The organism is Parasedimentitalea nitratireducens, assembly GCF_057444295.1.
In genome coordinates, this window is sequence record NZ_JBYAXC010000001.1 from 826,995 (window position 1) to 851,822 (window position 24,828).

General features: G+C 52.6%; 25 protein-coding genes. 16 read left to right on the plus strand and 9 right to left on the minus strand.

Annotated elements, in window-relative coordinates:
• The first annotated feature begins 5 nt into the window (after positions 1 to 5).
• Positions 6 to 881 carry a ribokinase gene (locus AC2T28_RS04215; protein WP_486747693.1) on the plus strand — a complete coding sequence of 292 codons (876 nt, stop codon included), beginning with the start codon at positions 6 to 8 and terminating at the stop codon, positions 879 to 881.
• Here the strand turns inward: AC2T28_RS04215 and msrA are convergent.
• From msrA to AC2T28_RS04235, 4 genes are all read right to left on the minus strand, one after another.
• On the minus strand, positions 878 to 1,543 hold the full coding sequence (gene msrA, locus AC2T28_RS04220; RefSeq protein WP_486747694.1) for a peptide-methionine (S)-S-oxide reductase MsrA: 666 nt from the start codon (positions 1,541 to 1,543) through the stop codon (positions 878 to 880). The genes AC2T28_RS04215 and msrA overlap by 4 nt on opposite strands.
• A gap of 112 nt (positions 1,544 to 1,655) precedes the next feature.
• Positions 1,656 to 1,937 carry an SCP2 sterol-binding domain-containing protein gene (locus AC2T28_RS04225; RefSeq protein ID WP_486747695.1) on the minus strand — a complete coding sequence of 94 codons (282 nt, stop codon included), beginning with the start codon at positions 1,935 to 1,937 and terminating at the stop codon, positions 1,656 to 1,658.
• Positions 1,938 to 2,016: 79 nt separating this feature from the next.
• The gene (locus AC2T28_RS04230; RefSeq protein WP_486747696.1) at positions 2,017 to 2,454 is read right to left on the minus strand and encodes a DUF1810 domain-containing protein; all 438 of its coding nucleotides are present in this window, start codon (positions 2,452 to 2,454) and stop codon (positions 2,017 to 2,019) included.
• Positions 2,454 to 3,677, minus strand: coding sequence for an argininosuccinate synthase (locus AC2T28_RS04235; protein WP_486747697.1), 1,224 nt, complete (start codon positions 3,675 to 3,677; stop codon positions 2,454 to 2,456). The genes AC2T28_RS04230 and AC2T28_RS04235 overlap by 1 nt, the downstream gene beginning before the upstream one ends.
• Here AC2T28_RS04235 and AC2T28_RS04240 point away from each other — a divergent pair.
• From AC2T28_RS04240 to ilvA, 3 genes are all read left to right on the plus strand, one after another.
• Entirely contained in the window at positions 3,676 to 4,599 is a 924-nt protein-coding gene (locus AC2T28_RS04240; RefSeq protein WP_486747698.1) for a hypothetical protein, read from the plus strand. The genes AC2T28_RS04235 and AC2T28_RS04240 overlap by 2 nt on opposite strands.
• Before the next feature lie 77 nt (positions 4,600 to 4,676).
• Positions 4,677 to 5,411, plus strand: coding sequence for a hypothetical protein (locus tag AC2T28_RS04245; RefSeq protein WP_486747699.1), 735 nt, complete (start codon positions 4,677 to 4,679; stop codon positions 5,409 to 5,411).
• A 74-nt stretch (positions 5,412 to 5,485) separates the two neighbouring features.
• Positions 5,486 to 6,712: a threonine ammonia-lyase IlvA gene (gene ilvA / locus AC2T28_RS04250; RefSeq protein WP_486747700.1), complete on the plus strand. Its 1,227-nt coding sequence runs from the start codon at positions 5,486 to 5,488 to the stop codon at positions 6,710 to 6,712.
• 17 nt (positions 6,713 to 6,729) lie between these two features.
• Here ilvA and AC2T28_RS04255 read toward each other — a convergent pair whose 3' ends face one another.
• On the minus strand, positions 6,730 to 7,056 hold the full coding sequence (locus tag AC2T28_RS04255; protein WP_486747701.1) for an Hpt domain-containing protein: 327 nt from the start codon (positions 7,054 to 7,056) through the stop codon (positions 6,730 to 6,732).
• Between the two features lie 173 nt (positions 7,057 to 7,229).
• On the opposite strand from AC2T28_RS04255, the gene AC2T28_RS04260 reads away from it, so the two are divergent.
• Positions 7,230 to 8,498 (plus strand): PP2C family protein-serine/threonine phosphatase, encoded by a 1,269-nt coding sequence (locus tag AC2T28_RS04260; RefSeq protein ID WP_486747702.1) that lies wholly within the window; start codon positions 7,230 to 7,232, stop codon positions 8,496 to 8,498.
• 131 nt (positions 8,499 to 8,629) lie between these two features.
• On the opposite strand, the gene AC2T28_RS04265 is transcribed toward AC2T28_RS04260, so the two are convergent.
• Entirely contained in the window at positions 8,630 to 9,079 is a 450-nt protein-coding gene (locus AC2T28_RS04265) for an NUDIX hydrolase (RefSeq protein ID WP_486747703.1), read from the minus strand.
• 78 nt (positions 9,080 to 9,157) lie between these two features.
• Here AC2T28_RS04265 and hslO point away from each other — a divergent pair, with 78 nt between their 5' ends.
• The 8 genes from hslO to AC2T28_RS04305 all read left to right on the plus strand — a co-directional run bounded on the left by hslO (position 9,158) and on the right by AC2T28_RS04305 (position 18,469).
• Positions 9,158 to 10,144 carry an Hsp33 family molecular chaperone HslO gene (hslO, locus tag AC2T28_RS04270; RefSeq protein ID WP_486747704.1) on the plus strand — a complete coding sequence of 329 codons (987 nt, stop codon included), beginning with the start codon at positions 9,158 to 9,160 and terminating at the stop codon, positions 10,142 to 10,144.
• Positions 10,137 to 10,730 carry a CoA pyrophosphatase gene (locus tag AC2T28_RS04275; RefSeq protein WP_486747705.1) on the plus strand — a complete coding sequence of 198 codons (594 nt, stop codon included), beginning with the start codon at positions 10,137 to 10,139 and terminating at the stop codon, positions 10,728 to 10,730. The genes hslO and AC2T28_RS04275 overlap by 8 nt, the downstream gene beginning before the upstream one ends.
• Positions 10,730 to 11,881 (plus strand): CCA tRNA nucleotidyltransferase, encoded by a 1,152-nt coding sequence (locus AC2T28_RS04280; RefSeq protein WP_486747706.1) that lies wholly within the window; start codon positions 10,730 to 10,732, stop codon positions 11,879 to 11,881. Before AC2T28_RS04275 ends, AC2T28_RS04280 begins: the two co-directional genes overlap by 1 nt.
• A 207-nt stretch (positions 11,882 to 12,088) precedes the next feature.
• The gene (locus tag AC2T28_RS04285) at positions 12,089 to 13,927 is read left to right on the plus strand and encodes an ABC transporter ATP-binding protein (protein ID WP_486747707.1); all 1,839 of its coding nucleotides are present in this window, start codon (positions 12,089 to 12,091) and stop codon (positions 13,925 to 13,927) included.
• Positions 13,924 to 15,768: an ABC transporter ATP-binding protein gene (locus AC2T28_RS04290; RefSeq protein ID WP_486747708.1), complete on the plus strand. Its 1,845-nt coding sequence runs from the start codon at positions 13,924 to 13,926 to the stop codon at positions 15,766 to 15,768. The genes AC2T28_RS04285 and AC2T28_RS04290 overlap by 4 nt, the downstream gene beginning before the upstream one ends.
• Positions 15,769 to 15,809: 41 nt before the next feature.
• On the plus strand, positions 15,810 to 17,057 hold the full coding sequence (locus AC2T28_RS04295) for a class I SAM-dependent RNA methyltransferase (protein WP_486747709.1): 1,248 nt from the start codon (positions 15,810 to 15,812) through the stop codon (positions 17,055 to 17,057).
• A 21-nt stretch (positions 17,058 to 17,078) separates the two neighbouring features.
• On the plus strand, positions 17,079 to 17,861 hold the full coding sequence (locus AC2T28_RS04300; RefSeq protein WP_486747710.1) for an ion transporter: 783 nt from the start codon (positions 17,079 to 17,081) through the stop codon (positions 17,859 to 17,861).
• Positions 17,862 to 17,947: 86 nt separating this feature from the next.
• Positions 17,948 to 18,469 (plus strand): L,D-transpeptidase family protein, encoded by a 522-nt coding sequence (locus tag AC2T28_RS04305; protein ID WP_486747711.1) that lies wholly within the window; start codon positions 17,948 to 17,950, stop codon positions 18,467 to 18,469.
• A 69-nt stretch (positions 18,470 to 18,538) separates the two neighbouring features.
• Here AC2T28_RS04305 and dalA read toward each other — a convergent pair whose 3' ends face one another.
• Complete coding sequence (dalA, locus tag AC2T28_RS04310) at positions 18,539 to 19,033, minus strand: divisome-associated lipoprotein DalA (protein WP_486747712.1); 495 nt, start codon at positions 19,031 to 19,033, stop codon at positions 18,539 to 18,541.
• 167 nt (positions 19,034 to 19,200) lie between these two features.
• On the opposite strand from dalA, the gene AC2T28_RS04315 reads away from it, so the two are divergent.
• From AC2T28_RS04315 to AC2T28_RS04325, 3 genes are all read left to right on the plus strand, one after another.
• A complete protein-coding gene (locus AC2T28_RS04315; RefSeq protein ID WP_486748017.1) occupies positions 19,201 to 19,815 on the plus strand; it encodes a L,D-transpeptidase in 615 nt (204 codons plus the stop codon).
• A 140-nt stretch (positions 19,816 to 19,955) separates the two neighbouring features.
• Positions 19,956 to 20,138: a hypothetical protein gene (locus AC2T28_RS04320; RefSeq protein WP_486747713.1), complete on the plus strand. Its 183-nt coding sequence runs from the start codon at positions 19,956 to 19,958 to the stop codon at positions 20,136 to 20,138.
• Between the two features lie 182 nt (positions 20,139 to 20,320).
• Positions 20,321 to 20,506, plus strand: coding sequence for a hypothetical protein (locus AC2T28_RS04325; protein ID WP_486747714.1), 186 nt, complete (start codon positions 20,321 to 20,323; stop codon positions 20,504 to 20,506).
• Between the two features lie 137 nt (positions 20,507 to 20,643).
• On the opposite strand, the gene AC2T28_RS04330 is transcribed toward AC2T28_RS04325, so the two are convergent.
• A complete protein-coding gene (locus tag AC2T28_RS04330) occupies positions 20,644 to 23,640 on the minus strand; it encodes an aminotransferase class III-fold pyridoxal phosphate-dependent enzyme (protein ID WP_486747715.1) in 2,997 nt (998 codons plus the stop codon).
• Positions 23,641 to 23,758: 118 nt separating this feature from the next.
• Entirely contained in the window at positions 23,759 to 24,796 is a 1,038-nt protein-coding gene (gene hemH / locus AC2T28_RS04335) for a ferrochelatase (protein ID WP_486747716.1), read from the minus strand.
• Between the last annotated feature and the right edge of the window lie 32 nt (positions 24,797 to 24,828).

Sequence of the window (24,828 nt, forward strand, 5' to 3'; positions counted from 1 at the left end):
CGGCTATGGCAATCTGGAATCTCGGTTCAATCAACGCGGATATGGTCTATGCCCTGCCGCACCTCCCGCAGCCAGGGGAAACCTTGGCCGCGCTGGACTATCAGCAATTTCTGGGCGGTAAGGGGGCAAATATGTCTGTTGCTGCCACCCGCGCGGGATCGGCGGTTCATCACATTGGCGCCGTGGGTGCGGACGGTTTGTGGGCGGTTGACCGGATGTCCGATTATGGTGTTGATACCCAGCACATTGCGCAGATCGATACGCCAACTGGTCACGCCATAATCGCGGTCGATCGCGAGGCCGAAAACCAGATCATTCTGTTCCCCGGTGCCAATCGAGCGTTGACCACTGATCAGGTCGAACAGGCTCTAACACAGGCTGAATCGGGCGATATTCTGGTGATGCAGAATGAAACCAACATGCAGGCCGAGGCTGCAAAACGGGGTCACGAGTTGGGACTGCGTGTATGTTATGCCGCAGCTCCATTTGACGCCGATGCTGTGCAGGCCGTGCTTCCGTATCTTGATGTTTTGTTCCTGAACGAAGTTGAAGCTCAGCAGTTGCAAGAGGCCACAGGCAAAAGCCCGGATCAGCTTGGCATCTCGGATGTGATTGTCACCCTCGGCTCCAAGGGCGCGCGTCATTTTCATGCTGGATCAGGTGAAACAACGGATGTCCCGGCGCATAAGGTCACTGCAGTAGATACGACAGGCGCCGGTGATACCTTTACTGGTTATGTTTTGTCAGGCTTGGATCGGGGGCTGTCCATGCACCAATCGCTGGAACAGGCCAATCGTGCCGGCGCACTGATGGTGACACGTGCGGGTACGGCTGATGTAATCCCGGATTTAAACGAAGTTCAAAACGCCAGTTTTAACTAGTGTTCACCAACAAAGGGCGCTGCATCACCCCATAGTTCAAGAACCCGGGCATCGCGGCGGCAGGCTTGGCGATAGCGTTTATAGGCCTCGGACTGGCGTTTGAGGCCAAAACGCGTAACGACTAGGCTGCGCCCTTTGTAGTAGTCTTGGTGATAGCCCTCTGCGGGAAAGAATTGCGTAAGTGGCAAAATAGGTGTCACGATAGTACGGCCCAAGTCACTTTGTGCTTGGGTCTTAACTTGTTCCGCTAGAGCCAAATCTCCCTTGTTAGAGACAAATATCGCGGTGCGATAGCTTTCTCCGCGATCACAGAACTGCCCACCAGCATCTGTTGGATCCACGGATCTGAAAAACATCTCTAGCAAGGTCTTACGGCTCACTATTTGCGGGTCAAAAAAGATCTGTACCGCTTCGTAATGTCCAGAGCCGCCCTTGCTCACCTGTTTGTAGGTTGGGTTTTGACTGTCGCCACCGGTATAGCCAGATATCGCGCCAGTTACGCCAGGTACCGATTCAAAATCGCTTTCGACACACCAGAAACAGCCGCCGGCAACAACCAGAGCCTCGGGTGTTTGCGCTTTTACCTCATGTCCACGCAGCAGGACGGCGAAGACCATTAGTATGGCAAGGATTACGGGTTTTGGATTGTTGGATATACGCATGACAGTCTCCATTTCCTTGACCCTGACGGGTGCGAAAAGAAGGCTCAATGGGGTGAAATCGTTTGTCACCTATTGGTGAGAGGAGTTTACCGCCTGCGAATTCTTTAGGGGCTCAACCCAGCAATTTGCCGAGCTTTAGGGCGACAGCCATATCGCCCGAGATTTTCAATTTTCCCATCAGCACGCCAGTCATCGGGTTTAGTTTACCAGTCAGAAGTTTGACCAAATTGTCCTGCGAAAGGCGAATGGTGCAGTCGGTTTTCTGATCCACAGTGCTGGCATGGTTGTCAGCCAGCACGATAACACCGTCATCACCACAGTCGAATTTCAACGATCCATCAAAATGGGTGCCATTAAGCCCTGTTTGAATGCGATCCGCGATGTCTTGAAGCATTATTTGTCCCCTTGCCTGACGTTAGCGTTAAGTCGGCAAGGGAGATTGGGCAATGTTGACCAAACGGGAGGCGATCAATTTACACGCCGGAAAGTGTTTTCACCGTCAGGGGGCAGAACTCGCCGTCATAGAAAGCTTCGAGAACTTGAACAAATTCTGACGCGGCGCCGGGTACTGCAGCAAACAAAGTCATCGAGGAACGCAGTTTTTTAGCGTCAGTAGCACCAAAAATTTGATCCGCAGCGGTGTCTTTATGCGACAGCACAAGACGGCTCACTTCGATCAATCGGCGGTTCAACTCAGGATCGTTCAAATAGGCGGTGGCCTCGGCCAAATCCTCGATCCCATAGAGCTGCGCCATGTGGGACTTGCCCAATTCAGCCAGTTGAGGAAAGACAAACCACATCCAATGGCTTGTCTTTGTTCCAGCCTTTAGCTCGGCCAGGACATCGTTCCAAACGGTGTCCTGCGCCTCGATAAACATCTCTAATTCATCAGAGAAGTCGTCTTCTTCCATTACTTGACCCGCTTGTTCCGCATAGCAATCAGCTTCAAGCGTAGGGCCTGCAATTGGATAAATCCAGCGGCATCTTTCTGATCGTATGCACCAGCGTCATCTTCAAACGTCACGTGCTCTTCGGAATACAGCGAATGCTCGGACCAGCGGCCAACACAGGTGGCAGACCCTTTGTACAGCTTCAGGCGAACAGTACCGGTGACATGCTCTTGGCTGGCATCGATCGCAGCCTGCAGCATTTCACGCTCGGGCGAATACCAGAAACCATTGTATACCAGTTCGGCATACTTTGGCATCAGCTCGTCTTTCAGATGCATCGCGCCACGATCCATGGTGATCGACTCGATACCGCGGTGTGCTTCTAGCAGCAGTGTACCGCCCGGAGTTTCGTAGATGCCGCGGGATTTCATGCCAACAAATCGGCCTTCGACCAGGTCCAGACGGCCACAGCCGTGCTTGCCGCCATATTCGTTCAGCTTGGTCAGGATGGTCGCTGGTGACATTGCTTCGCCATTGATGGAAACTGCATCACCTTTTTCAAAGCCAACTTCGATGAACTCAGGCTCGTTTGGCGCATCTTCGGGGTGCACAGTACGCTGGTACACATAGTCTGGTGCTTCGACGGCCGGATCTTCCAGCACTTTACCCTCAGAAGAGGTGTGCAGCAGGTTAGCATCAACCGAGAAGGGCGCTTCGCCACGTTTGTCTTTGGCAACTGGGATCTGATGCTGCTCAGCGAACTCCAACAGACGGGTCCGCGAGGTTAGGTCCCACTCACGCCAAGGTGCGATTACCTTGATGTCAGGGTTCAGCGCATAAGCTGCCAGTTCAAAGCGAACCTGGTCATTGCCTTTACCAGTTGCACCATGCGCAACGGCGTCAGCACCGGTTGCTTCGGCGATCTCGACAAGACGTTTGGAGATCAGCGGGCGTGCGATCGAAGTACCCAGCAGGTACAGTCCTTCATACACAGCGTTGGCGCGGAACATTGGGAAGACAAAGTCACGCACAAATTCTTCGCGGACATCTTCGATATAGATGTTTTCTGGGGCGATCCCTAGCAGTTCAGCCTTGGCGCGGGCGGGCTCAAGCTCTTCGCCCTGACCCAAGTCAGCAGTAAAGGTAACAACCTCACAGCCATACTCGGTCTGCAGCCATTTCAGGATGATTGAGGTATCAAGGCCACCGGAATAGGCCAGAACAACTTTTTTGGGCGCGGACATGGGATTTCCTCTTAAGCAGAACGCTTGGCCGATAGCTGGTTTCGCGCGCAAGGGCAAGGATTTCTGGGGTTTTCGCGAGGAGTTCTGCGGTCTAGGGTCCGCAGCAGATTTTGACTGGCATTTGGAAGGACGATTTATGATTGGTTGGAGCATATTTGCCCATTCTGTTGGGATGGTGACACGCAACCTGTCCACGGCACTGAAGATTACAGTTGTACCAGTTTTGATCGGGTTCGGCTTGATTGCAGCGATATTTGTGATGACCGGTCTCTCATTGGATATGTTTGACGAACAAAATTCGGCAGACACGTTGTTTCAAGACGGGAACTTAGGTTCCTTAGTCCTGGCCTTACTTTTAGGCGCCGTTACAATGGTCGTGGTCCAACTTTGGGTCTTTGTGTCCTGGCACCGGTTTATCTTGTTGGAAGAATACCCAACTGGCTGGGTTCCGGAATTTCGTACTGATCGGATGGTTGCTTATTTTGGTTGGGGGCTTTTGCTTGCTATCATCATCATTGCAGCCTTGATTCCAATAGGAATAGTTGCTGCCTTATTGGCCGCTGCTCTGTCGCAGGTTTCGCTGACGGCTGCGATGTTGGCACCATTGGTTTCCATAATCCTAGGGTATCTGATCTTTTATCGCATTTCAGCCATTTTGCCTGCTGCTGCAGTTGGCAAGCAGCTTAGCATTGGGCAGGCGTGGGAGGCGACCAAAGGATCAAGTGGCGCACTGCTAGTAGCTGGCATTTCGACAGGAGTTGTTCAGTTCTTGCTTCAGTATGTTGGTGAACTGTCCATGGCAGTGTTCCTCCCCTTCGGAATTGCCTTTCAAGTGCTGACCGCTCTGGTGATGTCTTTGGTCAACGTCAGCATTCTGACAACGATCTACGGGCACTATGTTGAAGGTCGCGAGATTGACTGAATGTAGACCCTAAGGTGTTGTTATAAATAATAACTATGCCACAAGGCTGTGACAGAAAGATATAGAAGGGATAACTTATGAAGGGTTGGGCAATTTTTGTGCACTCTTTGCACTTACTGTGCACGAACCACAAAAATGCGTTGCGCATTTCTTCGCCACTCATCTTTGTGATCATTCTAGCCAGCATTTTTGTAGGTCCGGGCTCTTCGGGGACCAGCGAACAGCTTGAAACGATGCCAAGTTGGGAAGTCATGTACGGTGTTCTAACTGTACTAGAGCTTATCGCGGCGCTTTGGGTGGCGGTAGCATGGCATCGATTTGTCTTGTTGGAAGAGACGGGCGGAGTCTTACCTCCGTTCAATGGCGGTAGAATTCTATCCTATTGGGGACATGCAATTATGTTGACGCTGGCGGTTGGCACTGTGGCCGGCATCATTGCTTTAGTTGTTGTATCCCTCACGCCTTCTAATTTTTACCTGCGTTGGTTTGGTATCTCGTTGGTTATTTGGGGAGGGCTTTGGACATTTTACCGTCTGTCACCAATGTTGCCAGCTGCGGCATTGGGTAGATCAATCGGGTTTTCCGAAGCTTGGGAGGATACCAAAGGAATTTCGATGGCTATCCACTTGGTTGCGATTCTTTTTCTGATGCTAAATTTTGTTGGTGGATTTGGTGCAATGCAGTTGTTTCCTGACAGTACTTTCGTCGGAAGTCTTGTTAAGGGCGGCCTTAACTGGGGTATCTCGATGGTTGGGGTCAGTTTGTTGACGACCATTTATGGTGTTGGAACTGAGGGCCGAGAGATCGGCTGAACAAAACAGTAATCGCTGTTTGGCGCTGCATCTGCCCCTTGCTTTGGGCGCGGGCATAAGCCACTCAGTAGAATATGACTGATTTCCAGACCCAGGCCCGTGCTGCCGAAGCCGCCATGCGTGATGTGTTTCCTGCAACGCCGTTGCAGCGCAATGCGCATTTGTCCGAACGCTTTAGTGCGGACATCTATCTGAAGCGTGAGGATCTGAGCCCGGTTAGGTCATACAAACTGCGCGGCGCCTATAACGCCATGCGCAAGCAACCAGGACAGGATCTGTTCGTCTGTGCCAGTGCTGGAAATCATGCCCAAGGCGTTGCCTATATGTGCAGCCATATGGGGGTCAAAGGCGTAATTTTTATGCCGGTGACCACGCCACAGCAGAAAATCCAAAAAACTCGCATGTTTGGCGGAGAGCAGATCGAGATTCATCTCGTGGGTGACTATTTTGACGATTGTCTGACTGCAGCGCAGGAATGGTGCCAAAAAGAGGGCGGCCACTTTTTATCGCCATTTGATGATGCGGATGTGATCGAAGGCCAAAGCTCGATTGCGGTAGAGATCGAAGAACAACTAGGGCGATTTCCGGATCACGTCATTCTCCCTGTTGGGGGCGGCGGAATGTCATCTGGTGTTGCCTCGTGGTTTGGTGATCAGGTCCATTGTTTGTTTGCTGAGCCGGAGGGCGGTGCCTGTCTGCGTGCGGCTTTGGCTGCTGGACATCCCGTTGCTTTGGATCACGTTGATACATTTGTTGACGGCGCTGCTGTTGGAAAAATAGGCGTGCAGCCTTTTGGTTTGCTGCAGCATGTTCCGCTTCCAGATGTTCTGAGCATTTCCGAAGATCGGATCTGCACCACAATGATTGAAATGCTCAATGTTGAAGGCATTGTTCTGGAACCGGCAGGGGCTTTGGCCGTCGAAGCGCTGGGCGATGTGCGCTCGTGGATTCGCGGCAAAACCGTTGTTTGTGTAACGTCTGGTGGAAATTTCGACTTTGAACGCCTGCCCGAGGTTAAAGAACGGGCACAGCGATACTCCGGTGTAAAAAAATACTTCTTGCTGAGACTGCCGCAGCGGCCAGGTGCGCTGAAAGAGTTTTTGGGGATCCTGGGACCTGAGGATGATATCGCAAGGTTTGAGTACATGAAAAAATCAGCACGAAACTTTGGTTCGGTGCTGATCGGCATTGAAACAAAGCGGCCAGAGAATTTTCCGAAACTGTTTGCCCGGTTGGAAGCTGCGGGATTCACCTATACCGACATCACTAATGATGAAACATTGGCTCAGTTTGTGATTTAATCCGGGATGCCTCAGTTTTAGAAGCGAGTAGGTAACTCACTGATAAAAGTGGATTTTGAAGTCTGGAATTCGACTATTATCGACGGCACATCAACTGTGTCTGCCTGACCTTGCGCCGACTGTCGCTCACCATCCTGGCACATCGCCGAAAAGGCCTGAAATCCCAAGCTTAATGCGCTGCCTTTCAAGAAATGCAGATCCTGTTCCAGTTGAGACCGGTCCTCAAGGGTGCCAAGGCGTTCGATGACCTCTTCAACCTCTTCCAGGAACAGCTCAACAACTTCACCAAAATCTTCGGCACCCACTTCTTCACGAAGCTCTTTAACTCTTGGCCAATCAATCATGATAAAATCCTACACTCTTTCCCAATCGAGGTAAAAATACCGCGCAAATCGTAAAATTAAGGTGAATGGTGAAAAATATCTCAAAATTTAAAGTTCACAGCTTATTAAGCGCTCGACGTGATATTGCCGGAAGTTACTAGAAAACCGCCGTCATTAACGAGGTGCATTCGGTGTTGCCAGACAGTACATTTGATAACGACGAGCAAGTTGACAATGGGTCGATTCGACGAGTTTTGGTCGTAGACGACAGTCGGCTTCAGAGACGCATCCTTGTTGCGTCCCTGAAGAAATGGGGATTCGAAGTTACCGAAGCTGAAAGCGGCGAGGCCGCGATGGAAGCCTGCAACATCGATCCACCTGACCTGATTCTGAGTGACTGGATGATGCCCGGAATGAACGGCTTGGAATTTTGCCGAGCTTTTCGTGAGCAATCCAAGGAAAGCTATAGCTACTTTATTCTGCTGACTTCCAAGAGCGAGAAAAATGAAATTGCCGAGGGGCTGGATGCTGGTGCGGATGACTTTCTAACCAAGCCCGTCAACTCGGATGAACTTCGCGCCCGTATTTCCGCCGGAGAACGAATTTTGCGAATGCAGCGTGAGCTGTCGGAAAAGAATCGAATTGTTTCAGATACTTTAGATGAACTTCAAAGCGTCTATGATGCGATCGACAAGGATCTAGTGCAGGCCCGTAAGATCCAGGAATCCTTAGTACCTGAATTGTCACGCAAGTTTGGATCTTCTTCGGTTAGTTTGCTGCTCAAACCCTGCGGCCATATTGGTGGCGATCTCGTGGGGATGTTCTCTCCCGGTGTAAATCGACTTGGGTTTTATTCAATCGATGTGTCCGGGCATGGGATTACATCAGCCATGATGACAGCGCGTCTTGGTGGCTATTTGTCTTCGAACTATTTCGACCAAAACATTGCGATGGAGAAACGCTTCAATCGCTTTTATGCCCTGCGGCAACCAGAAGAAGTGGCCAGCCTGCTGAATGCACGGCTGATTGCTGATACTGGCATCGAAGAATATTTCACCATGGCCTACTGCATAGTTGATCTGCGCAGTGGTATTCTGAAAATGGTGCAGGCCGGGCATCCGCACCCACTAATCCTCCGCAAAGACGGCTCAACCGAGTTTTTGGGAGAGGGTGGAGTACCTGTCGGGCTGATTCCCGACATTCCATATTCGCAGGTTGAAGCCGTAATGGAGCCCGGCGATCGCTTGCTGCTTTATTCTGATGGTTTCACCGAAGCGCGGCTGGTGAATGGTGAGATGCTTGAACCTGAGGGGCTTCTGGACCTGATTGCCAAATGTGATTCGCGGCAAAGTGGACAGGAATTCCTGGATGATCTTTACTGGAACCTCACCCAAGTGATGTCACCAGAGTTCGGTCTAGAGGACGATGTTTCAGCCACTGTGTTTGAATATAACGGTCCCTGAAATATCCGCAGGGCTCCCGCCCATCGTTGATCATCAAAGATGACCGGTCTTCTGTTGGGCGTAGCGCGCGCCCAAGGGTGACCTTGGGCTGATAGATCAATTTATGTTGTGTCTGAATATTTCAATGCACTTTATGCAGTTAGCTGTTTTTCCAACGCGTTTGCGAAGTAACGATCACCTGGATTTTTAAGCCGGCTCACCGCTTCTGCGCAATCCATCCAGATCGCTTCGTGCGCATCTTCGCCAGGAGCACCCATGCAGAGCAAGGGTCGGGCGATATAGATTTGGCATAGCTTTTCAGCCCAAAGATCGTACTCGGGCATATAGACAAATCGCCGGAAAACCCCAAACCGGCGAGGTGTTGAAATTGTCCAGCCAGTTTCCTCTAGAACTTCGCGGTGCAAGGCGGGAATAGGCGATTCTCCGGGATCAATCCCGCCACCGGGGAGCTGCAAATCGGGATCAGGGTCATACTGGCAGGTTAACAACAAACGGCCATCACGTGGTAACAAAGCATATGCACCAGGGCGGCGGGTATAGCGGCGGCCCTTATGTGGTGGCTCTCCAAATCGTCTGATCACGCAGTGACCCCTTTCATCCAATTGTGATAACCCTATATAGGCTCGATATGCCAACCCTGGGCGTGTAAGGAAACCCCAATGACTCTTGGAACAAAAATTGCATGGGACGACACAGTCCTGCCTTTCCAGCTGGATAACGTCGACATGCGTGGCCGCGTGGCGCGACTGGATGGTGTGCTTGATGGAATTCTCAAGCAACATGATTACCCGTCACAAGTCGAAGCCTTAGTGGCCGAGATGGCTTTGCTGACTGCCTTGATCGGTCAGACAATCAAGCTGCGTTGGAAGTTGTCGCTTCAGGTGCAGTCCAAAGGCCCAGTGCGGATGATTGCCACCGACTATTACGCGCCTAAGGCCGAGGGTGAGCCAGCGCGCATTCGGGCCTATGCCAGTTATGATGCCGAACGGCTCACGGATGCAACGCCTTTTGATCAGGTCGGTGATGGCTATTTCGCTGTCATGATTGACCAAGGTGAAGGTAACAAACCTTATCAGGGCATCACGTCTTTGGATGGTGAGTCTATTTCTGTCTGTGCCGAGGCTTACTTTGCCCAGTCAGAGCAACTACCAACTCGGTTCAGCCTCAGCTTTGGAAAATCGTCTGAGCCAGGTAACCCTGAGCATTGGCGCGCTGGCGGTATTATGCTGCAAAGCATGCCTAAGGCCTCTCCATTTGTTGCCCAGTCCGATGGAACAGGGGAAACTCTGACCGCCGCAGATTTGGTAGAGGGTGAAGAGGGCGAGAACTGGAACCGCGTTAATGTTCTGTTGAATACGGTTGAAGACCTGGAACTTATAGGGCCATCGGTACCACCAACCGACTTGCTTGTTCGCCTTTTCCACGAAGAGGCTCCGCGAGTGTTTGACCCGCAGGCTGTCATGTTTGGTTGTACCTGTTCCGAAGACCGGGTGCGCCAAAGTCTGTCGATCTATTCGGCAAAGGACATTGAAAAAATGACCACAGATGAAGGACGGGTTACTGCCGACTGCCAATTCTGCAGCGCGCACTACGATCTCGACCCGAAAACGGTTGGCTTTGACTCGGAGAACCCGCCGAGTGCCTAACTTGATCGAAACATTGCGTGCTGCCTTGGAGCAACCCGGGGATGGCTCGTCTGATTTTGATCTTAATCCGGATGTAAAACTTCCGGCGGGGCGTAAACTTCGCCCTGCTGGTGTATTGGTTCCAATCACAATCACCAGCGGTGAACCTCGCGTGATTTTGACCAAACGGTCCTCAGCTCTCAAGCATCACCCAGGTCAGATTGCTTTCCCAGGTGGAAAGCAGGATGATGGCGATGACGATGTAACCGATGCTGCGCTGCGTGAGGCATGGGAAGAAATTGGGCTACCTCGAGACATCCCTCAAGTCATAGGCCATTTACCGAACCACGAAACCGTGACCGGCTTTCAGGTCACCCCGGTAGTGGCCCTGCTAGATCAGGGTTTCCCGATACGCCCAGAGCCGGGAGAAGTGGACGAGGTGTTTTCTGTCCCTTTGCGGCACCTACTGTATCTTGAAAACTATATAATTGAGTCGAGACGTTGGCGTGGGGTCCAGCGTCGCTACTTTACCGTGCCCTTTGGTCCCTACTATATCTGGGGCGCAACAGCGCGCATGTTGCACGGACTGGCACTACGGACGACGTGATGACCCCAATTGATCAACCCTGGCTGACAGATTCCACGACGCAAGCCGTATGCAATGCTATTACGGCCAAGGGAGCAGAGCTATACTTTGTTGGTGGTTGCGTACGCAATGCACTGATGGGCGTAGATGTTTCCGATTTGGATATGTCTACCAATGCGCATCCCGAAACCGTGGTTGAACTGGCCGAAAAGGCGGGGCTAAAGGCGATTCCTACCGGGATAGATCACGGGACAATTACCGTTGTCTGTGATGGCAGACCGTTTGAAATCACCACCTTTCGCAAGGATGTAGCCACCGATGGCCGCCGCGCTACTGTTGCCTTTGCCACAGACATTGCCGAGGACGCAGCGCGCCGTGATTTCACGATGAACGCGATCTATGCTCTCCCTGATGGCACCCTCGTTGATCCGTTGGGTGGTATGGATGATCTGCGTGCGCGCAGGGTGCGGTTTATCGGAACCGCCGAAAATCGTATTCGCGAGGATTATTTGCGTTCTCTTCGTTATTTTCGGTTTCACGCCTGGTACGGCGATCAATCTGCTGGGTTTGATCCAGATGCTCTGGCCGCAATTGCTGCTAACCTAGATGGGTTAGGGCAGCTTTCACGCGAGCGGGTTGGTGCGGAGCTGTTGAAACTGTTGGCCGCCGCTAATCCTGCGCCTGCCATTGCGACAATGCGGCAAACTGGCGTTCTGATGGAATTGCTTCCCGGTGCGGATGAGCGCGCCTTGGCTCTGCTGATTCATCTAGAGGCCGGAATGACGCCAAGCTCGATCCGCCGCCTTGCCGCGCTCGGCGGGCCGCAAATGGGAGAGCACCTGCGCCTAAGCAAGGTTCAGTCAACCAATTGGCGCACGTTGCGAGAGCAAGCATCGACGACAACCGGGGCTGCTGAGTTGGCGTACCGTTTAGGTGAAACACAGGCGCGGGATGTTCTGTTACTTCGCGCAGCCTCGTTGGAACAGCCTAAAAACCCCAATTTAGAGACTGAAATTGCTCAAGGGGTAAGTGCGAGATTTCCGCTGTCTGCGCGTGATCTGATGCCAGAAATCACCGGGAAAGCGCTGGGTGAAACTTTGAAACGGCTCGAGACTGAATGGATCGCCTCAGGATTTTCGCTCAACCGTGAGGCATTGCTGGCGCGCCGCTAGAACAGCTCTGCTCAACTAAAACGCGTGACAACTTAAAAAATCTGTCTTACGCATAGGCATCGACAACTGTCACATGACGGAGGAATGCATATGTATCGTGGGATCTGGCTCAACTAACGCCGATATCCTTCCGAGTTTTGACCGGGGGGCTTCGGCGCCACCTCTGTCTGCATTTGCATCCTTTATTCGCTCACCTGGAGCACCGTTATGTTTCGTTACTTCGAAAACCTTGTAGATCCGTATTGCGACTATCCTGAACAGGACACGCCACCAACGCGTCTGTGGCCGTTCATGCGCGACTACTGCCGCCCGTTCAAACGTATCTTTATCTGGACCGCCTTAATGTCTCTGGTGGTCGCCGCAGTTGAGATCGGCCTGATCTACTATATGGGGCGGATGATTGATTACTTTGGCGAAGGACCGCAGCAGGTCTGGGCCAATTACGGCACCGAATTGATCTTGGTTGCGATGTTCATCTTGTTCATCCGCCCGGCCTTGCAATTGTTGGACGTGGTGCTGCTCAACAATGCGATTCTGCCGAACTTGGGTACGCTGGTCCGTTGGCGCGCGCACCGACATGTGCTGCGTCAATCCGTTAGCTGGTTTGAAAACGATTTCGCCGGCCGTATTGCCAACCGTATTATGCAAACACCTCCGGCTGCGGGCGAAGTGGTTTTCCAAGTATTCGATGCTATCTCCTATTCGCTGGCCTATTTGATAGGTGCAGCTTTGTTGCTGATGGTTGCTGATGTGCGACTACTGGTACCATTGTTGATTTGGTTTGTTTTCTACGGATTACTCGTGAAATGGACCGTGAAGCGGGTTGGCCCCGCGTCACAGGCTTCATCAGACGCGCGATCTGCAGTGACCGGATTAGTTGTTGATTCCTACTCCAATATCCATTCAGTCAAGATGTTCGCTCACCACGATCTTGAGCTTACCGGAGCAAAAAAGGTTATCGAAAACACGCGTCAAACATTCCAGACCGAAATGCGGATTTTCTCAGTAATGGATGCCGTCTTGGTGACACTGAACGGGCTGTTGATTGTCGGTGTGGTTGGATGGGCTATTTACCTGTGGATGCAGGGGCAGGCCTCGGTGGGTGTTATTGCTGCTGCTGCTACGCTGACTTTGCGGTTAAACGCGATGACCGGCTGGATCATGTGGGCACTGACTTCGTTTTTCCGTGAACTTGGTGTGGTGGCCGAGGGTATGGAGACCATTGCCCAACCAATTGAACTGGTTGATGCAGCCAATGCCGAACCTTTGCTGCTGACCGATGGCAAGATCGAGATCAAGAACTTGTCGCATCACTATGGGCGTGACTCTGGCGGTTTGGACAAGCTGAACCTGACCATTCAACCCGGCGAGAAGATTGGCCTGATTGGCCGCTCGGGGGCGGGTAAATCGTCATTGGTCAAGCTGCTGTTACGGTTTTATGACACCGAAGCCGGGCAAATCCAGATCGACGGCCAGGATATTCGTGCGGTTACGCAGGATAGTTTGCGCGGCAACATTGGTATGGTGCAGCAAGACAGCTCGCTATTGCATCGCTCGGTACGGGATAATCTTCTATATGGTCGGCCCGACGCATCTGAGGAACAGATGATCAAGGCTTCCAAACAGGCCGAAGCCCATGATTTTATTATGGACCTGGAGGATCCTCAGGGACGCAAGGGCTATGACGCCCATGTGGGTGAACGCGGTGTGAAACTGTCCGGCGGTCAGCGTCAGCGTGTCAGTTTGGCCCGCGTGATCCTCAAAGATGCGTCGATCCTGTTGCTGGACGAGGCCACAAGTGCGCTCGACAGTGAGGTTGAAGCCATCATTCAGCAGACTCTATATGGTATGATGGAGGGCAAGACGGTGATTGCGATTGCACATAGGCTGTCCACCATCGCACAGATGGACCGTATTCTGGTGCTGGACCAAGGCCGCATTGTCGAAGAAGGTTCACATGATGAATTGCTCCAGGCCCAAGGTCTGTATGCCCAGTTCTGGGCGCGGCAATCAGGCGGGTTCCTGAATATCGAGGCAGCAGAATGAATATTGGCAATTGGATTGACGCATTTAGACCGGCCGTAGGGGCTCCACCTCAGACGTTGTGGGCCTTTATCCGCTGGTGCCTGTCGGGCGCTTGGCCAATGTTGTTTCTCGCCGCGATGTTTTCCGCCTTTGCTGGCGCGATGGAGGCTGGAACAGCCTATATTCTGGGCCTTGTGATTGACACAGCGATTGTCAGTGGCCCCGAGGGGTTCTTTAGCACTGGCAACATTTGGATGATTGTGGGCTCAATCGCCTTCTTCCTGGTTGCCCGGCCTATTTTGTTCGGGTTTTCAGCGGCCTCCAACGCCATCATCGTACGGCCTAATGTGGCCCCCTTGGTTCTGTCGCGCCTCAACAACTGGACAATGGGGCAGTCGGTTAGCTTCTTTGATGACGACTTTGCTGGCCGCATTGCGCAAAAACAGATGCAAACCTCAAATGCGGTAACCAGTGTTGCTGCCGAAGTCATCAACGTGGCTGCCTTTGCTTTGGCCTCATTGGCTGGCTCCTTGGCATTGCTGGGTGCGATTGATTGGCGGATCACCATCCTGTTTTTTGCATGGCTGGTTGGCTATTTCGCAACAATCAGGTGGTTTCTTCCACGGGTACGTCAACGGGCAGCAGCGCGTGCTGGCGCACGGGCAACCGTCACCGGACAAGTGGTTGATTCCATCACTAATATCAAAACGGTCAAGCTGTTCGCCCACGCGGATCACGAGGAAAAGACCGCCCAGGATGCAATGGCCGATTTCCGCTTCAAGGCGTTGGACTTTGGCTACCTGTCGGCGTCTTTTCGTTTCTGTCTCATGTGCCTTGCAGGCTTGCTTCCGGTAATGCTGGTTGGTGCAACCTTGTTGCTGTGGCAATCGGGGCTCGCAACCGAGGGCGATATCGTTGCTGTTGGCGCGGTGGCGATCCGCATCTCTCAGATGACTGGTTGGGTCAGCTTCACGCTGATGGAGATCTATTCCAATGTTGGTGAGATCGAAAATGGCATGAATACATTGACTGCGCGCAACCGGGTTGAGGATCAACCGGCGGCAACAGATCTGGTTGTTCCACGGGGTGAGATTGTTTTTGAAGAGGCAGGCTTTGCCTATGGACGCGATATTGGTGGGATCAATGGGGTTTCATTGACTATTAAGCCAGGTGAAAAGCTGGGCATTGTCGGCGCATCCGGGGCAGGAAAGTCGACTTTGGTTTCGCTCCTTATGCGGCTCTACGACGGCGAAAGTGGCCGTATTTTGATCGATGGGCAGGATATTTCCGGTGTTACCCAAGACTCACTGCGCCGCCAGATCGGAATGGTCACGCAGGAAACCGCCATGTTCAACCGGTCCGCCCGCGACAACATCCTGTATGGGCGGCCAGACGCTAGTGAAGCTGATCTGATCCGGGCTGCAAAACAGGCCGAGGCGGATGAGTTCATCGCAACACTGCAAGATGGCAGTGGGCGGCAGGGGTATGACGCGCATCTTGGCGAACGTGGTGTGAAACTGTCAGGCGGACAAAGACAGCGGATCGCTCTGGCGCGCGCTATTCTGAAAGATGCGCCAATTCTGGTGCTGGACGAGGCGACCTCGGCACTGGATTCCGAGGTTGAAGCAGCCATACAATCGGCCTTGCACAGGGTAATGGAGGGCAAGACCGTTTTGGCGATTGCGCACCGTCTGTCTACTCTTAGCGAGATGGATCGGATTATAGTGATGGATCAAGGGCGCATCGCAGAAAATGGCAGCCATGACGAGCTATTGGCGCGCGGCGGGTTGTATGCTCAGTTCTGGGCGCGTCAGTCTGGTGGCTTTATTCGGACCGAGGCGGAAACGCGCGCAGCTGAATAAGGCTTTTGCCAAAGTACGCTTTGGTCTGTATCAGGGCGCGCATGAGTACATCAGCCAGAACCACCGCCAGTATCACTCGTCTCGGACACCAAGGCGACGGAGTCGCCGAAGGCCCATTATTTGCCCCTCGCACTTTACCGGGTGAAGTGGTGACAGGTGTTGTTGACGGCAGCGCGCTGGGCGACATCCGTATTGAGACGCCATCTGAGCACCGGGTGCAGGCGCCGTGCCGCCATTACAAGTCCTGTGGAGGGTGCCAACTACAGCACGCCGATGACGGTTTTGTAGCTGATTGGAAAGTTGGGATTGTTCGCAATGCGCTGGGCGCCCAAGGGCTGGAAACAGTGTTCCGCCCCATCCATACCTCTTCACCGCAATCCCGCCGACGTGCGACTCTGGCTGTTCGGCGCACCAAAAAAGGCGCGATGGCCGGGTTTCACGGCCGCGCCTCTGGTGTGATCACCCAAATCCCTGACTGCCATCTGCTCGATCCAAAGCTGCTCGCCGCAATCCCAATGGCCGAAGATCTGGCGATGATTGGTGCCAGTCGTAAAACACCGCTGGCTGTTACCGTCACGCTGTCTGATATCGGGCAGGATGTACTAGTAAAAAACGGCAAGCCGTTGGATGGACCGTTGCGGATGGCTTTGGCTCAATCTGTTGAGAAGTTGGGAATCACTCGGCTAACCTGGGATGACGAACAGATCGCCATGACCCAACCGCCTACTCAGACATTTGGCCCTGCCAAGGTTTGCCCCCCGCCTGGTAGTTTTCTACAGGCGACCCGAGATGGCGAGGCAGCATTGCTGGCAGCGGTGCAGGAAATTGTTCAAGGTGCCAAACGCGTTGTTGATCTGTTCGCAGGCTGCGGAACTTTTGCGCTGCCGTTGGCCGAACAGGCCGAGGTGCTTGCTGTTGAAGGTGACCGCGAGATGGTCAAAGCGCTGGAGGCTGGTTGGCGGCAGGCCAAGGGCCTTAAGGTGGTCAGGACGGAAGCGCGTGATTTGTTCCGTCGTCCGCTGATGCCAGACGAGTTGAACCCATTTGGGGCCTTTTACGAAGCCGCCGTCATTGACCCCCCCCGCGCCGGTGCTGAGGCGCAAGTAGCTGAGCTGGTCAAAGCACAAACCCAAACTATCGCCTATGTATCTTGCAATCCGGTCAGTTTTGCGCGCGATGCCAAGCTGCTGGTCGATGGTGGCTATACACTGGACTGGGTTCAGGTCGTTGATCAGTTCCGTTGGTCATCCCATACCGAGCTGGTTGCAGCTTTCACCCTTACCGACTGAGCCCTTTCTGGAATTCTTATTATGTCCATTATTCAACGTATGACTGCGGTGCTGGATAGTCCGCGCTTTGGAAATTTCATCACTGCGGTTATCCTAGTGAACGCTGTCACCCTTGGGTTGGAAACGGCACCATCCATCATGGCCAAGGCCGGTGGGATTATCACACTGATTGATGAGGTCTGCCTATCGATTTTTGTGTTAGAAATTTTGGCCAAACTGGTGGTGCGGCGTCACAGGTTCTTTCTAAGCGGATGGAATATATTTGATTTCATCATCGTTGGTATTGCTCTTGTACCAAGTGCACAGGGGCTGTCGGTGCTGCGGGCATTGCGAATCCTGCGCGTGTTACGTGTCATTTCAGTTGCACCCAGTTTGCGCCGGGTTGTTGAAGGCTTCATCACAGCGCTACCGGGCATGGGATCAGTGTTCCTGCTGATGGCGATAATTTTCTATATTGGTTCGGTCATTGCGACCAAACTATTTGGCGAAAACTTTCCTGAATGGTTCGGCACCTTGGGACTATCCGCCTATTCCCTATTCCAGATCATGACACTGGAAAGTTGGTCTATGGGAATCGTTCGTCCCGTGATGGAGATTTACCCTTATGCCTGGGTATTTTTTGTCCCATTCATCATGGTAACCACATTTGCAGTGGTGAACTTGCTTGTCGGTTTGATCGTGAATTCGATGCAGGATGCCCACAGCGCCGAGGATACTGAGCGGACAGACGCCTATCGAGACGAGGTTTTGGCCAGACTTGAGGCAATTGAGCAGCGGTTGCCGTCACAAAATGAAAAAAAATAAAGAAGTGGTTTTGGTTAACGAAGTATTTAGGGCTATTCTGGCACAAAGATAAAAAAAGTAACGAGAGCAGAAACCAGGCAATCACCATGGATAGACGAGCATTCGGATTGGGTGCAGCGGCAACTTTGAGCCTTGCGGCGGGTTGCAGCGGAGCCCCCAGCAAATTTCAAAGTTATCAAGGTCCCGGTGTCACTTCAGTGGTGATTAACAAGGGCGCGCGCAAAATGTACTTGCTGCACAAGGAAGAAGTGCTGCGCGAGTATAAGGTCGACCTGGGTTTTGCTCCGCAAGGTGACAAGACATATGAAGGCGATGGGAAAACCCCTGAGGGCACCTATGTCATCAATCGCCGGAACCCCAATAGCGCGTTTCATTTGTCAGTTGGTATTTCTTACCCCAACGCTCAAGACGTTGCTCAGGCCCATGCTTTGGGCAAAAGCCCGGGTGGAGACATTTTCATTCATGGAATGCCAAATGATCCCAAAGATCGCAAACGGGCGGCGCGGGTGGATGACTGGACAGCGGGATGTATCGCTGTAACCAACGAGGAAATTGAAGAAATATTTGCCATGGTGCCAGCAGGCACGGCGATTACTCTTCGCGCATAACACCCACATCAACGAACATTAAAAAAGCGGCTCTTGGCCGCTTTTTCCTTTTGATGTCATCAATTGGGGCTAGCCGCCCATCACTAAGGTCCACCAGATTTTTCCGTTGGATTCCTGAAACCACGAGAAACCCAAATTGATGGCTTTGGGGTCCATGATGACAGCGCGGGTTGCTGGTTCTTCCATCCAAGCAGACAGAGTCTCCAACTCGCTTTCATAGGTTTCCGAAATCGCTTCACCTAACATTGACCCAACATACCCAGTACGCGCGACACGATCCAAAGGTGACGATCCATCTGAGCCAAAATGCCAAGGACGGTTCTGCACTGACATATCACGTGAATGTGTAGCGGCGGCGGCGTTCAATTGTGAATTAAGCTGCACAGCCGGTGCGCCCGAAGCCTGTCGAAGGGCGTTTACCGAATCAAGCATACGGAATTGAACTTTGTCGACATTTCGGATGCGATAGGTGTTGCCACCACCTGAACTACCATCAGGTACTGGGGTACAGGCTGCTATCAGCGTTAGAATGGCTGCAGTGACAATCAGTAATACACGCTTCATTTTGCACCTTGTTCAATATCTAGCTTCAGCACTTAGCGCGACTGTGACATTGGCGCAAATGCACTTGCTGCAAATATCGGTAGTGACAAGGGTTTGATTTGCGACTGAGGCATTCACGCCATATTATGCGCATCAACAGTTTCCCATTTGTGCAGGTAATGCAGATCATGTCTTCCAAGTTATTTCACGCGCCAACTCGCCGGTTGTTTTTGACTGGTTCAGCTGCGTTGCTGAGTACTCCAGCAATTGCCCAGGTCGCAGATCCTGCGGAACCGGTATATGATCCTTTGCGCCCACCACCCGAACCAGAACCGCCTGTGCAACGCAATATTTCAGCTTTTAGAGCAAAAAATTGGCAACCTTACTTCGATAACCTGAAAAATGGCGCAGTACTGGTCGATATTGATAGCCGTGCGCTGCACTACTGGTCGGCGGACGAAACGGTATACAAGCTCTTCCCGTCTTCTGTACCGCTGTCTGATGACTTGACGCGCCGGGGTCGCACGCAGATTGTGCGTAAAGTTGAAGGTCCGTCTTGGTCCCCAACCCCAAATATGCGTAAGCGTAATCCTGAATGGCCAGCTTATGTACCTCCTGGCCCGGACAATCCATTGGGATCCCACGCGTTGTATCTAAGTTGGAAGTATTACCGTATTCATGGAACCCACGATACGCGAAAGATAGGACGCAAGTCTTCCAATGGCTGTATTGGCCTTTATAATGAACATATTGCAGAGCTTTTTGGGATGACCAAAATTGGCACACAAGTGTTGCTAATTTGACCACAAAAGGGTTCGGGGAGTCCGGATTTTATCAACAAGCATTTGCAATCTCGTGTTTTTACTGGTTAGAAAAAAACACGAGGTATGTCTTGGCTGCGTAGGCCCAAATTGTATGGCCGCGCCTTTTTCTGGAGGTTAATATGAAAAAACTCGTTCTTGCCGCTGCACTAACTGCTGCTGCTTCGACCGCGACTGCAGGTGGCTACTCTGAGCCAGTAGTAGAAGCACCAGTAATCATCGAAGAAACCACAGGTTCTTCGCAGGGCATCATTCTGCCACTGCTGTTGCTGGTTCTGGTTGGTGCTGCTGTAGCAAGCAACTAATTGCGAGCGCATTAAGTTACGGAAAAGGCGGTGGTTCTCCACCGCCTTTTTTGTTGCCCAATTTTCTAGCGTTCCAAGAAATGTTTGCAATAGAGACTTTTTCCTGTGTAAAACCTTGGGGTGAGTTTTTGGCTGCATGGGGCACGGTAAAGTGTCTCAGCCTATTAATTTTGGAGACTAAAATGAAAAAAATCGTACTTACCGCTGCGCTGACAGCTGCTGCGTCGACCGCATACGCCGGCAACCTGACCGAGCCACCAGTTGAACCACCAGTAGTCATCGTTGACGACACCACAGGTTCCTCGCAGGGCATCATTCTGCCACTGCTGCTGCTGGTTCTGGTTGGCGCTGCTGTAGCAAGCAACTAATTGAACGCTTCAGTTACGGAAAAGGCGGTGGTTTTCCACCGCCTTTTTTGTTGGTTGTAACCAGCATTTGCGCGGTTAATCAGCCATAAGACGTTTCGCGTTCGCACCACATTATGGCTGATTTTGCTAAGATGGTTTTAGTTAAGTTCAGACAGGATTTGATCCAGTGCTGTCAGGATCATGTCAACGCCTTCACTATCGACAGTCAAAGGTGGGCGAATTTTCAAGATGTTATCCTTGGGTCCTTCGCTGCCGATCAGAATACGATGATCCCGCATCCGATTTTTAATGTAAGAACATATCTGAGTGGCTTCTGAACCATCTGAATTGATCAGCTCCAGCCCCAAGAATAAGCCCATACCGCGGACATCACCAACAGCGTCGTGTCTATTTTCAAGCTCTTTCAGGCCTGCCATCAGCTGCGCACCCATCACCCGGGCGTTGTCTTGCAAGCATTCGTCATCAACGATGTCCAATACCTCTTTGCCAATCCGGCAAGACAGATTTGATCCACCAAAGGTTGAAAAGAATTCTGGTCCTTGGGCAAAGCTGTCAGCGATTTCCTTGGTTGTGACAAGCACGCCCAGCGGATGGCCATTGCCAATCGGTTTCCCCATGACAACGATATCGGGCAGGGCGCCCTGATGTTCGAAACCAAAGTAGTAATCGCCCAGGCGACCCAGCCCGGTTTGCACCTCGTCCGCAATACAAACACCGCCAGCGGCACGGACTTTTTCGTAAACCGCGGCCAGGTACCCCTTGGGTGGAATGATTTGTCCACCAACCGAGGGGAAGGTCTCGGCAATGAAACCAGCCAGTCCATAGCCCTTGTCCTGTAGTGCCTTGATCGCTGGGTCTACCAGATCCGCAAACTTTTGCGCGCGGTCGGCATCATCGCGTTTAAATAACCCGCGATAGTCGTCTGCGACCTCCACCAGCTCAACCCAATCGGTCTGACCGATTCCACCTGGAGCGTTGAATTTATAGGCCGAGATATCAATCACCCCGGTTGTATTGCCGTGGTAGCCGTGGTTGGGCGTTACCATACCCTTGGCCCCGGTATGGGCGCGGGCAAGGCGAAGGGCCAGTTCGTTGGCCTCGGTGCCTGAATTCACAAAGAAACACACCTCAAAAGGTTCTGGCAGCTTTGATAGAACCTTTTCAGCAAAGGCTGTTTGAGCAGGGTGCAGATAGCGGGTGTTTGAATTCATCCGCTTAAGCTGATCAGCCGCGACGGCTTGGATACGCGGATGCGCATGGCCAACATGGGGTACGTTGTTATAGGCGTCCAGATAGGGGCGGCCCCATTCATCAAACAGATGATGTTTCCAGCCACGCACCAGCATCACCGGGTCGGTATAGGTCAGTGAGAGGTTGCCGCCAAAGTGTGCCTTGCGGCCTGCCAAGACCTCACCTTTGTCGGTTGGCTGATAGCAGACCTTGTCATCTGGCAGGTTCAACAGCGCCGACGGGTTTGGGCATATCGCCCGCCACATGTACATTTCATCCGGATCACCCACACCGGGCCAGTCTGTTTCGATCCCAGCAGTGGTCAGAGCCAGTTGGAAATGAACATGCGGTGCCCAGCCGCCGTTGACACTGGCATCGCCCAGGCGGCAGAACTCAGCCCCTTTTTCAATGATGTCACCAACGTTCAGACGATTACAGCATTCCGGATCCAGATGCCCATACAAGGTGTAAAAAGCATCACCATCCGGGGTTTCATGCCGCAGGATGATAACCCCACCGTAGTCCAGATGGTTATTTCTGTTTTCAACAGCAAAAACAGCACCCTGCAGGGGCGCGTATAGTGGGGTTCCCGCTGGAGCGAATCCATCAACAGCCAGATGCACAGTGCGGCGATCGCTGGACTTGTACGGTCCTTTGCGGAAAGCGTCAGCCGTGTAGATCAGGCGGGGTTCATGGTAGTATCCCAACCACATACCATCACCAAACTCTTCACCCACGCGGGCGGCTTCTTCGGCAGGGAGGTCAAACGGGTTCTGCGGCCAGGTAGAGTTTTCAACCGATAGGCTGCCCATTGGGGTTTCGGCGAGGTCGGTGCCCATCAACGGGGCAAAGTTCCCGCGTTCGGCATCCAGATAGGCCATCACACGATCAGCGCCATCAACAACCGGCAGGTCGCAAGCTGCGCGTAGGTGGGCGGTGACCAGACCGCCGTTCAGCGGATGATCTTCCAGGAACCGCCAGGCTGGCCCTTGGGAAATCACCACATAGGGATCATCCGGGTTGTCCACTGCCATCAGGGTGGAATTGACCACGCTAACCGCCAGACGGGCGCGTAGCAGGGGCCAGATCAGATCAACCTCGGCATGGCTGAGCGGGTTGGCCGCGTGAAAACCAGCTACAATATCCGCCAGTGCGGCCTCGGGGTTGGGGTGGCCCAACACGATATAGGCGGCGGAAATGGCCAGATCGCAAACGCGGGGCGAGGCACACATGTCACCCAAATCGATAAATCCGGATACACGGCGTGGCTCGCTCAGCTCGCCAGAGACCAAGATATTGTAGTCATTTGCGTCGTTATGGATTGCCTGCGATGGCATTGCTGAAAGAGCCGGTTTAATTGCGGCAAACTCGGCTGCAATATCGGCAATGATGGCGCGTCTCTCTGGATCGGCGATGCACTCCAGCTGATCCGCTATCCAATCAGCAGTAGTTAGATCCCATTTGAAATCACGCTGCAGCCTACTGTGCTCAAAATCAGCTAGCGTTTTGGCGCAGTTGCCCAGAACATGACCTACGTCAAATATCAGATCAGATGTCTTGGGATCTTTCTTGGCATAGCACACACCCGGCAACCGATTCTGCAGCCACACCAGCCGCATATCACCGTTTTCATCAGGTAGCTCTAGCATCGAAACGCCGGATGGCGTGCGGATGACACGGGGGCAGGGCAGGTCGGGTGCGCCAGTTTCGATATGCTCTAACGCTTTGATTTGCATGTCGACCAGCCAGGTTTCACAGCCGGGACGCATGGCTTTTAGTATATAGCCTTGGCCGTCTTCGCCTTCGGCTAGGTAGTTCAGGTCATACTCGCCGTCCAACCGGGTCAAGTTCGCCGTGATGCCCCAGTTTTGTTGCAGCGTTGTGGCCCAATGCAGTTCGCTCATCCGTGCTTTCCCATGTCACGTTTGTGCTGTCGATTGATCTGTTACAGCGCAAACAAATATCGTTGCGCGTATTTGGACTAAGGAGGTTGGATTAGTCCACCCGGCACTGCAAATTCTTTTAGTCGAGCCAACCTTGCAGGTTTTCCTGGACGATTGTGGACAGGGCATCGATATGGCTGTCGTTGTCATTAAGGCATGGAATGTACTCGAAGACCTCACCCCCGGCTTCTTCAAAGCTCTCGCGGATTTCGTCGTTGATCTCTTCCAAAGTTTCGATGCAATCGGCCGAAAATGCCGGGGCTACAACAGCGATATTCTTCTTACCCTGCTTGGCTAAATCGGCAACGTGATCAACGGTATAGGGCTTCAGCCATTCCTCGGGGCCGAACCGAGACTGAAAGGTGCTGACCAGATCGGTGTCGTCCCAACCTAGGCGTTCCTTCAGCAGGCGCGTGGTTTTTTGACAGTGGCAATGATAGGGATCGCCCTGCTGCAAATAGCGTTCGGGCATACCGTGGTAAGACACCACAAGGATGTCAGGACGCTTTTCCATCTTGGCATAGGCCTCTTCGATCGATTTCGCCAAGGCGTCGATGTAATCGGGGTGGTCGAAATATGCCGAAACCGTGCGGGCAGCTGGCTGCCAGGTTTCATCTTTCAAAGCATTAAAAAACGCATCATTGGCGGTGGCCGATGTGGCGCCGGCGTATTGTGGATACAGCGGAAAGAACAGGATCTTGGAACAGCCTGCCTTGACCATGGCTTGGACCTTGGACTTGGTCGATGGGTTACCATAGCGCATACAAAAATCGACCATGACCTGATCGCCATAGCGCTCTTTTAGCGCATCCTTCATCTTGGCAGTCTGGTCCTTGGTGATGGTCATCAGCGGGCTTTCGCCCTTGTCATGGTTCCAAATCGATTTGTAGGCCGCGCCTGAGCTAAAGGGGCGCTTGGTGAGAATAACCAGTTGCAGCAAAGGCTGCCATTTCCACTTGGGATAGTCGATTACCCTCTGATCAGACAGGAATTCACTTAGATATCGCCGCATTGGCCAATAGGTGTAATTATCCGGAGTACCAAGGTTTGCCAGCAAAATGCCTACTTTCTCTGTAGGAAGTGATGGGTGATTGGCGTGTTTTATGGCGTCCGACATAGTGGCGTCCTGTAAGGCTGGGTCGTGCGGAT

Excerpts from the sequence above, each read along its gene's own strand:
- AC2T28_RS04245 (WP_486747699.1), top strand. The coding sequence starts at position 4,677 with ATGAAGGGTTGGGCAATTTTTGTGCACTCTTTGCACTTACTGTGCACG.
- AC2T28_RS04230 (WP_486747696.1), bottom strand. The coding sequence starts at position 2,454 with ATGGAAGAAGACGACTTCTCTGATGAATTAGAGATGTTTATCGAGGCG.
- hemH (WP_486747716.1), bottom strand. The coding sequence starts at position 24,796 with ATGTCGGACGCCATAAAACACGCCAATCACCCATCACTTCCTACAGAG.
- AC2T28_RS04235 (WP_486747697.1), bottom strand. The coding sequence starts at position 3,677 with ATGTCCGCGCCCAAAAAAGTTGTTCTGGCCTATTCCGGTGGCCTTGAT.
- AC2T28_RS04305 (WP_486747711.1), top strand. The coding sequence starts at position 17,948 with ATGGATAGACGAGCATTCGGATTGGGTGCAGCGGCAACTTTGAGCCTT.
- AC2T28_RS04290 (WP_486747708.1), top strand. The coding sequence starts at position 13,924 with ATGAATATTGGCAATTGGATTGACGCATTTAGACCGGCCGTAGGGGCT.
- msrA (WP_486747694.1), bottom strand. The coding sequence starts at position 1,543 with ATGCGTATATCCAACAATCCAAAACCCGTAATCCTTGCCATACTAATG.
- AC2T28_RS04325 (WP_486747714.1), top strand. The coding sequence starts at position 20,321 with ATGAAAAAAATCGTACTTACCGCTGCGCTGACAGCTGCTGCGTCGACC.
- AC2T28_RS04330 (WP_486747715.1), bottom strand. The coding sequence starts at position 23,640 with ATGAGCGAACTGCATTGGGCCACAACGCTGCAACAAAACTGGGGCATC.
- AC2T28_RS04255 (WP_486747701.1), bottom strand. The coding sequence starts at position 7,056 with ATGATTGATTGGCCAAGAGTTAAAGAGCTTCGTGAAGAAGTGGGTGCC.
- AC2T28_RS04300 (WP_486747710.1), top strand. The coding sequence starts at position 17,079 with ATGTCCATTATTCAACGTATGACTGCGGTGCTGGATAGTCCGCGCTTT.
- AC2T28_RS04320 (WP_486747713.1), top strand. The coding sequence starts at position 19,956 with ATGAAAAAACTCGTTCTTGCCGCTGCACTAACTGCTGCTGCTTCGACC.
- ilvA (WP_486747700.1), top strand. The coding sequence starts at position 5,486 with ATGACTGATTTCCAGACCCAGGCCCGTGCTGCCGAAGCCGCCATGCGT.
- hslO (WP_486747704.1), top strand. The coding sequence starts at position 9,158 with ATGACTCTTGGAACAAAAATTGCATGGGACGACACAGTCCTGCCTTTC.
- dalA (WP_486747712.1), bottom strand. The coding sequence starts at position 19,033 with ATGAAGCGTGTATTACTGATTGTCACTGCAGCCATTCTAACGCTGATA.
- AC2T28_RS04240 (WP_486747698.1), top strand. The coding sequence starts at position 3,676 with ATGGGATTTCCTCTTAAGCAGAACGCTTGGCCGATAGCTGGTTTCGCG.
- AC2T28_RS04295 (WP_486747709.1), top strand. The coding sequence starts at position 15,810 with ATGAGTACATCAGCCAGAACCACCGCCAGTATCACTCGTCTCGGACAC.
- AC2T28_RS04315 (WP_486748017.1), top strand. The coding sequence starts at position 19,201 with ATGTCTTCCAAGTTATTTCACGCGCCAACTCGCCGGTTGTTTTTGACT.
- AC2T28_RS04285 (WP_486747707.1), top strand. The coding sequence starts at position 12,089 with ATGTTTCGTTACTTCGAAAACCTTGTAGATCCGTATTGCGACTATCCT.
- AC2T28_RS04280 (WP_486747706.1), top strand. The coding sequence starts at position 10,730 with ATGACCCCAATTGATCAACCCTGGCTGACAGATTCCACGACGCAAGCC.
- AC2T28_RS04215 (WP_486747693.1), top strand. The coding sequence starts at position 6 with ATGGCAATCTGGAATCTCGGTTCAATCAACGCGGATATGGTCTATGCC.
- AC2T28_RS04225 (WP_486747695.1), bottom strand. The coding sequence starts at position 1,937 with ATGCTTCAAGACATCGCGGATCGCATTCAAACAGGGCTTAATGGCACC.